6 protein-coding genes and 1 pseudogene are annotated in these 5,810 nt (G+C 67.9%); all 7 read left to right on the top strand.

Annotated features, from left to right (window positions below; genetic code table 11):
* Nucleotides 1-946, top strand: a 946-nt coding sequence (gene nth, locus MJ785_RS19765; protein ID WP_239382202.1) for an endonuclease III, incomplete at its 5' end; no start/stop codon positions are given.
* Nucleotides 943-1,767: a hypothetical protein gene (locus MJ785_RS19770; protein ID WP_239382204.1), complete on the top strand. Its 825-nt coding sequence runs from the start codon at nucleotides 943-945 to the stop codon at nucleotides 1,765-1,767. The genes nth and MJ785_RS19770, both read left to right, overlap by 4 nt.
* Nucleotides 1,764-2,192 carry a hypothetical protein gene (locus tag MJ785_RS19775; protein WP_239382205.1) on the top strand — a complete coding sequence of 143 codons (429 nt, stop codon included), beginning with the start codon at nucleotides 1,764-1,766 and terminating at the stop codon, nucleotides 2,190-2,192. Before MJ785_RS19770 ends, MJ785_RS19775 begins: the two co-directional genes overlap by 4 nt.
* Complete coding sequence (locus tag MJ785_RS19780; protein ID WP_239382207.1) at nucleotides 2,189-3,538, top strand: hypothetical protein; 1,350 nt, start codon at nucleotides 2,189-2,191, stop codon at nucleotides 3,536-3,538. Before MJ785_RS19775 ends, MJ785_RS19780 begins: the two co-directional genes overlap by 4 nt.
* A 66-nt stretch (nucleotides 3,539-3,604) precedes the next feature.
* Nucleotides 3,605-4,090, top strand: coding sequence for an NUDIX hydrolase (locus tag MJ785_RS19785; protein ID WP_239382209.1), 486 nt, complete (start codon nucleotides 3,605-3,607; stop codon nucleotides 4,088-4,090).
* Between the two features lie 44 nt (nucleotides 4,091-4,134).
* Nucleotides 4,135-4,554 (top strand): annotated as a pseudogene (locus MJ785_RS19790) (SAM-dependent methyltransferase); the annotation flags it as partial.
* 207 nt (nucleotides 4,555-4,761) lie between these two features.
* The coding region (locus tag MJ785_RS19795) for a CRISPR-associated endonuclease Cas3'' (protein WP_239382211.1) at nucleotides 4,762-5,810 on the top strand (1,049 nt) is incomplete at its 3' end.

A 5,810-nucleotide genomic window follows, 5' to 3' on the forward strand; every position in this document is an offset into this window, starting at 1 on the left:
TGTGCGACCCGCCCTGACCATCTGCCTCTCGCGCCAACCCGACCTGGCCGCGACCATGGACATCCAGATCCCGGCGCTGGCCTGGCAGCCGACCACCGCCGGCTACAGCCGCACCGTCTACGTCGACGGGCACGCCGTCCCCGTCGAGGTCCGTGAAGGGGACAAGGCTCTACATTTCGCCTACGACACCGACCCGGCCCGCGACGCGGCGCTGCGTGGGCTGCTCCCGGCCATGTTCCCGGCGATCGTCGCCGACCTTGCCCTTCGCACCCACCCCGTCCTGCTCGCTCTACGCCAGCAGTACGCCGGGGTCATCCTGATGCGCGCCAACCCGTTCGAGGCGCTCGTGCTCACCGTGCTGTCGCAGAACCGCTCCGGGGAGACCGTGCGCGCCGTCTTTCCCGGTCTCGCAGCCGCGGCCGGCGGCATCGCCCCGGCGCGGCTGGCGAGCCTCGACCTGGACACGCTGACGCGGCTCATCCGCTCCGCCGGCCCCTACAAGGCGCCACGACTCGCCGACACCATCCGCCGCATCCTCGACGACGGGCCCGACGTGTTCGACAAGACCGTCCGCGAGGCACCCACCGAGCAGGCCCTGGCCTACTTGGAAGCCTTGCCCGGCGTCGCCCACAAGACCGCCGCCTGCGTCCTCGTCTTCGCGGCCGGCACCCGCACCACCCTGCCGGTCGACACCCACCTGTTCCGCGTCGCAGACCGCCTCGGCCTGGCCCGCCACGACGGCAGGCTCACCACGACGACCCGCAACGCCATCATCGCCAGCCTGCTGGACTACGGTCCCGACCTCGCGCCCGCGCACTTCCTGTTCCTGCTCGTCGGCCGCTCCACCTGCACCGCCGCCGCGCCGCGATGCGGCGCCTGCTTCCTGCGACCCCACTGCCCCCACGCGACCCAGGCCACCAGGCAATCCGCCGGAGCCCCCCGGTGATCGACGTAGCGATCATCGCCAGTGTCGGAATCCTGACCCGGTTATCCGGCCGTGGCACGATCGACATGGCGCTCACGCACCTCGTCCTGACCGATCCTGCCTACACCGCTTACCACGCCGCCCGCTCCGCCGCCGGCGGACAGGTCATCCTCGACAACAGCGCCTACGAACTGGCCGCCACCAGCGGGCGCGGACTTCCCGCGACCGACGTCCTGACCGCCGCGGCAATGGTCGGCGCAAGCGACGTGATCTGCCAGGACGTCCTCTACGACGGTCCCGCCACCCTCGCCGCCACCAGCCGGTTCCTCACCGAGGCCGCCGACGCGCGCTACCAGCCCAGCCGGTTCATGGCCGTGCCCCAAGGCACGACACGGGCCGAGTGGCTGACCAGCTACGACGCCCTCGCCGCGCTCCCCGGCATCGACCTGATCGGGCTGAGCAAGCTGTCCGTACCCCGCTGCTGGGGCCGGCCGGTCGCCGAAGCCCGTCTCGCCTGCGTCGCTGAACTCGCCGCCCGCGGCGGCCCGTATCTACACCTGCTCGGCGGCGACCGGAGCCTGCCCTGGGAACTGCGGGAACACCGCCGGCGAGGCCACGAGGCCGTCCGCTCCAACGACTCCTCCTTCGCTTACTGGTACGCCGCCAGTGGCATACCCGTCGACGAGACGACCGGCAGGGCAGCGCGGGAGGCATCCGCCCCACCCGACCTCACCCACCGCCAGCTCACCGGCGAGCAACTCACCGACGCCGAGCGGCTTGCCAGCCTCGTCCTCGACGCCGCCGGACACAGCACCCGACGACCCGTGGAGGCCCCGCGATGACCGTGCCTACCCACACGACGACGTTCGTCGAGATCACCAGCCGGTGCGAAGGGCTACACCACTGGCCCGAGGCGCCACCGCACGAGCACTACCTTCGCGACCCGCACCGGCACACCTTCGTCGCCGTCGTCCGCGTCCAAGTCTTCCACGACGACCGCGATATCGAAATCAACACCCTCGCCCGCTGGCTCAACCACGCCTGGACCTCGCTCGCCACCTCCCACCGTGAGGCCGGCGACGGGCGGCTCCTCGATTTCGGCACCCAAAGCTGCGAACAGTTCTCCCGCGCCATCACCCAGCTCGTCATCGACCGCCATGGCGACCAGCGGGAAATCACCTGCACAGTCCTCGAAGACGGCCTCCTCGGCGGCGGGATCACCTACCGCCCCACCGCCGCGGCCCACGAAACGGCAAGCCCGCGATGAGCACGCCCGTCAGGCAGCCACCCCAGCCGCCAGCCCTGCGGGCCGCACGGGTCGAGGGCGGCACCATCGTGCTCTGCCTCGGCCCACACCACCTCCTGACCGGCAGATCACCGGCAGCGGACGACGTCATCGTTCTCGCCCGCCTCCACGAACGGAGCCCGGCAGACCCGGTCAACACAATCGTCCTCACCTGGGACGACACGACCGCTACCACCATTGAGGCCAGAACCGCCGACGACAGTCGCCGCGCTTCCGCGACCCCACACGATCTCGGCCCCATCTACCAGGCGCTGCGCCCCGCGCCCGCGGTCACCCGCCTCCACCAGCACCTGTCCGACGCTCCAGCGCAGCGTCTGGTCCCCCTATTCTGTCTCACGGAACACCCGCGCGGTGTCCACACCTACAGCCGCGTCCGACTCCACCCCGACGACGCCTGCTTCCTGCGGACCACCGCCGACCCAGTCGCCAGTACCGTGACCAGCCTCGGCTGGCTTCCCCAAGCGGTCGCTCTCCACGCGCAGCACGCCCAGTTCCTCAACAGCCATGCCGCCGCCTTCCAGAAAGCCTTCCCTAGCCGCGAGATCGAATACAAGTACACCCTCGATCCCACCACCGAGATATGGACTCCGGCGACCGACCTGCACACCCACCTCCAACAATCACCGCCGCCCGGTTTCGTCCCCGAGTACCGAGACACCTTCCAAATGTGGGACTATCACAACCACGTTTTTGAAACCGTCGCACCTCCAGGCGAGCGCGGCTATGTCTCCTTCATCCCGACCACCGACGGCACATACATCGTCAAGCGAAAAACTTATACTGTCGACGGTTATGATCGGGGCGAACACCACACCCACGGCGTCACCATCGACACGCCATTCGTTGACTACCTTTCCGGCGTCCTCGGCCTGACCTGCCGGCCGTTGCCTCCTTTCCGCCGAGTCCGTTACGACGTCAACCTTGAATCCATCGCCTCCGGCCACCTCTACGCTGCCCTCTTCGATCGCGTCACCCTGCTTGCCCGACCCGACCTCGCCCTCGTCCAATGCGAACTCGAATACCGGCGCAGCAGAACAGTCCTCCCACCCGACGAGCCGGCCGTACTCGTCGAACTGGACAGGCTCGGCGACTGGCTGGAGACGTTCTTCGTCAAGCGGGGCCTCGCCACCGACCGAGGCTCCTACTCCAAGCTGTCTTTCCTCCGCGATGCCGTCGCCGCCCACCCAGGCCTCGCCACCCAGGAGCAGTCCTTTCCTCCCGGCTGTCCCGACTGGCGCCCTGCCGGCGGGCTGACACCGCGTGCGTCCGACCCACCCGATACGGTTCTCGTCAGACACAAACCCTGACTGGCGACCCATCGCGAGTACCAGGCCAAGCCACAGCCGTCTTCAGCGGGAAAGGACAGTGTATTGATGTCCGGATTCGACCGGGTCATCACCGGTGTCACCACCGTGGTCCCCGGCCCCGGCGACACGGTCACCTTCATCCGCCAAGCCCGCGGACCCTACGCAGGGAGCTGGCTCCTACCAGGTGGGAAGGTCGAGTTTGGCGAGTCCCTCGCCGAGGCCGCACGGCGGGAAGTCCACGAGGAATCCGGCTGCATCGTCCGCCAGATCGACCCGCTTGGCGTCTACGAACTCCGCGGTACCTGGCCGGGCGGGCGCTACCACCTCATCATGTTCGGCTTCATCTCACGCGATATCGGCGTCATCCCAGGAGGTTTCACCGGCCACGGTGTCAATGACACCCGTCAGGCTCGGCCCGAGGACCTACCGCTCCACCCCGCCGTCCAACAAATGCTCGTCGACGCGGGCGTCGCCGCGATCCCACAAGACACGATCGACAAGGCTCTCGACCAAGCAAACATCGACCTCGCGCGCCGCCTCATCACACGCTAGGGGATTTTGTCCCGGGCGCCTAGTCCCGGGGCTCTACGCCAGATAGGGCCATCCAGTACGTTGACAGGGACCCGCTGGTGCTGGTGCACGCTCGAGCGCTGGTCAGCAGTGCCCCGCAAGGCGCCACGGTATATGTAGAGCAGGATCTGACGGAGCCGCACCGGATCTTGAAAGTGGCAGCCCTCACGGGGGATTTCTCCGCACCCGTGGCTGTTGTGATCTTGGCGACGACGCAGTTCATCGTCGACACCGAGGAGGCGCACGCGGGCAGTTTGGTCTCAGATGATCAACGGTGTGTGTATCGCATGGCGCGGCATATTCATGGTTGGTTGAACATGCGGTCCGAAGCAGTCCTGCGGTGCTCCGAATACGCCCCTGTGGGCTGCGATGACATGTCATCGCGGGCTTCCCAGAGCACCGAAATCGGGTGGATAAAATGGCGCCAGGTGGCACGAAATCGGTAAGGGACATATGACGGTGTCGCGCACAGCGCGACACCGTCCAGGATTCCTCGTCTGAAGCTACCGCGCGTTTCTTTGCCGGTGTTCGTGACGCACTACAAGATCTAAAACTTAAAACAAGATCATCTCTGCAGGGTGTTATCGGATCCCCGCCGGGTCGGCAACCACGGGGGTGCATGTCTGTAAGGGGCCGGCTACGGGTGTCGTGGCATGGTCTACCCTGTCGAGATCGGTTGGGGGGTCGATGTGGACGGTTCTGGGCGCGACGGCGTGCCGCTGGTGGATCTTCGGTTGTGGGGGAAAAGCAAGGGGCTACCGCGGCCGTACCCGCTGATCTGTCATCTGATCGATTCCGGTGCGGCCACCGAGGTGCTGTGGCGGGACGTGCTGCCGCGCTCGGCCAGGCAGGTGATAGCCGACGGGCTCGGCGTCTCCGACCCGGACGCGGGCCGCCTGCTCGCCTTCTGGACGGCGCTGCATGACATCGGGAAGGTCATACCGGGCTTCCAGATGCAGGCCCGCGAGGCGTTCGCGCGGCTGTCGGGTTACTCGACGGACGGCGCGCGTCGGGACTTCGGCCATGACGGGGCGACGCATCTGTTCCTGGGCCGCGTGCTCGGCGAACTGGGCTACGTTTCCGGCCTGACCGGGGGCGCGTCGGCAACCCGGGTCGCGCAGATCCTGGGTGGCCACCATGGCTGTTTCTACAAGGTCGACTCCCGGGAGTTCGACAGCCGCCTGGAATTTCCGCAGCTCGGCGCCGGGGAATGGGAGATCCAGCGGCGGGCTGTGCTCGACGCGGTGACGGGGGTGTTCGCTCCGCCGCCGGCACCGAAAGCTGTGGGGATCGAATCGGCGGCGCTGATCTGCGGTCTGGTGATCCTGGCTGACTGGCTGGTCAGCCAGGAGGACTTCCTCTCGGAACGCCTGGATGATCTCCCGGCCGACGCGGACCTGCCGGCGTTGTGCGGCCACCGGACGCGTTCCGCGGAATACGCCGTTGAGCTGGTCGCAGACGCGGGCCTGGGACGATTGGCGTTGCAGGGCGGATCGTTCGCGCAGGAGTTCCCCGACTACCCGCCCAACGCGCTGCAGCGCTCGGTCGCCGAGGGCCTGCCGCCGTTGCTGTCCGGCCCGGGGCTGTTGCTGGTGATGGCGCCGATGGGGATGGGGAAGACCGAGACCGCCCTGCATGCGGCCCGGTTGATGGGGGACGCGGCCGGAACGGCGGGTCTGTTCATGACGTTGCCGACGATGGC

The organism is Protofrankia sp. CiT1 (genome assembly GCF_917627335.1).
In the GTDB taxonomy this organism is placed as follows: domain Bacteria; phylum Actinomycetota; class Actinomycetes; order Frankiales; family Frankiaceae; genus Protofrankia.

Bases quoted from the DNA above. Each gene is read 5' to 3' on its own strand.
- MJ785_RS19780 (WP_239382207.1), top strand. From the start codon at position 2,189: ATGAGCACGCCCGTCAGGCAGCCACCCCAGCCGCCAGCCCTGCGGGCC.
- MJ785_RS19775 (WP_239382205.1), top strand. From the start codon at position 1,764: ATGACCGTGCCTACCCACACGACGACGTTCGTCGAGATCACCAGCCGG.
- MJ785_RS19785 (WP_239382209.1), top strand. From the start codon at position 3,605: ATGTCCGGATTCGACCGGGTCATCACCGGTGTCACCACCGTGGTCCCC.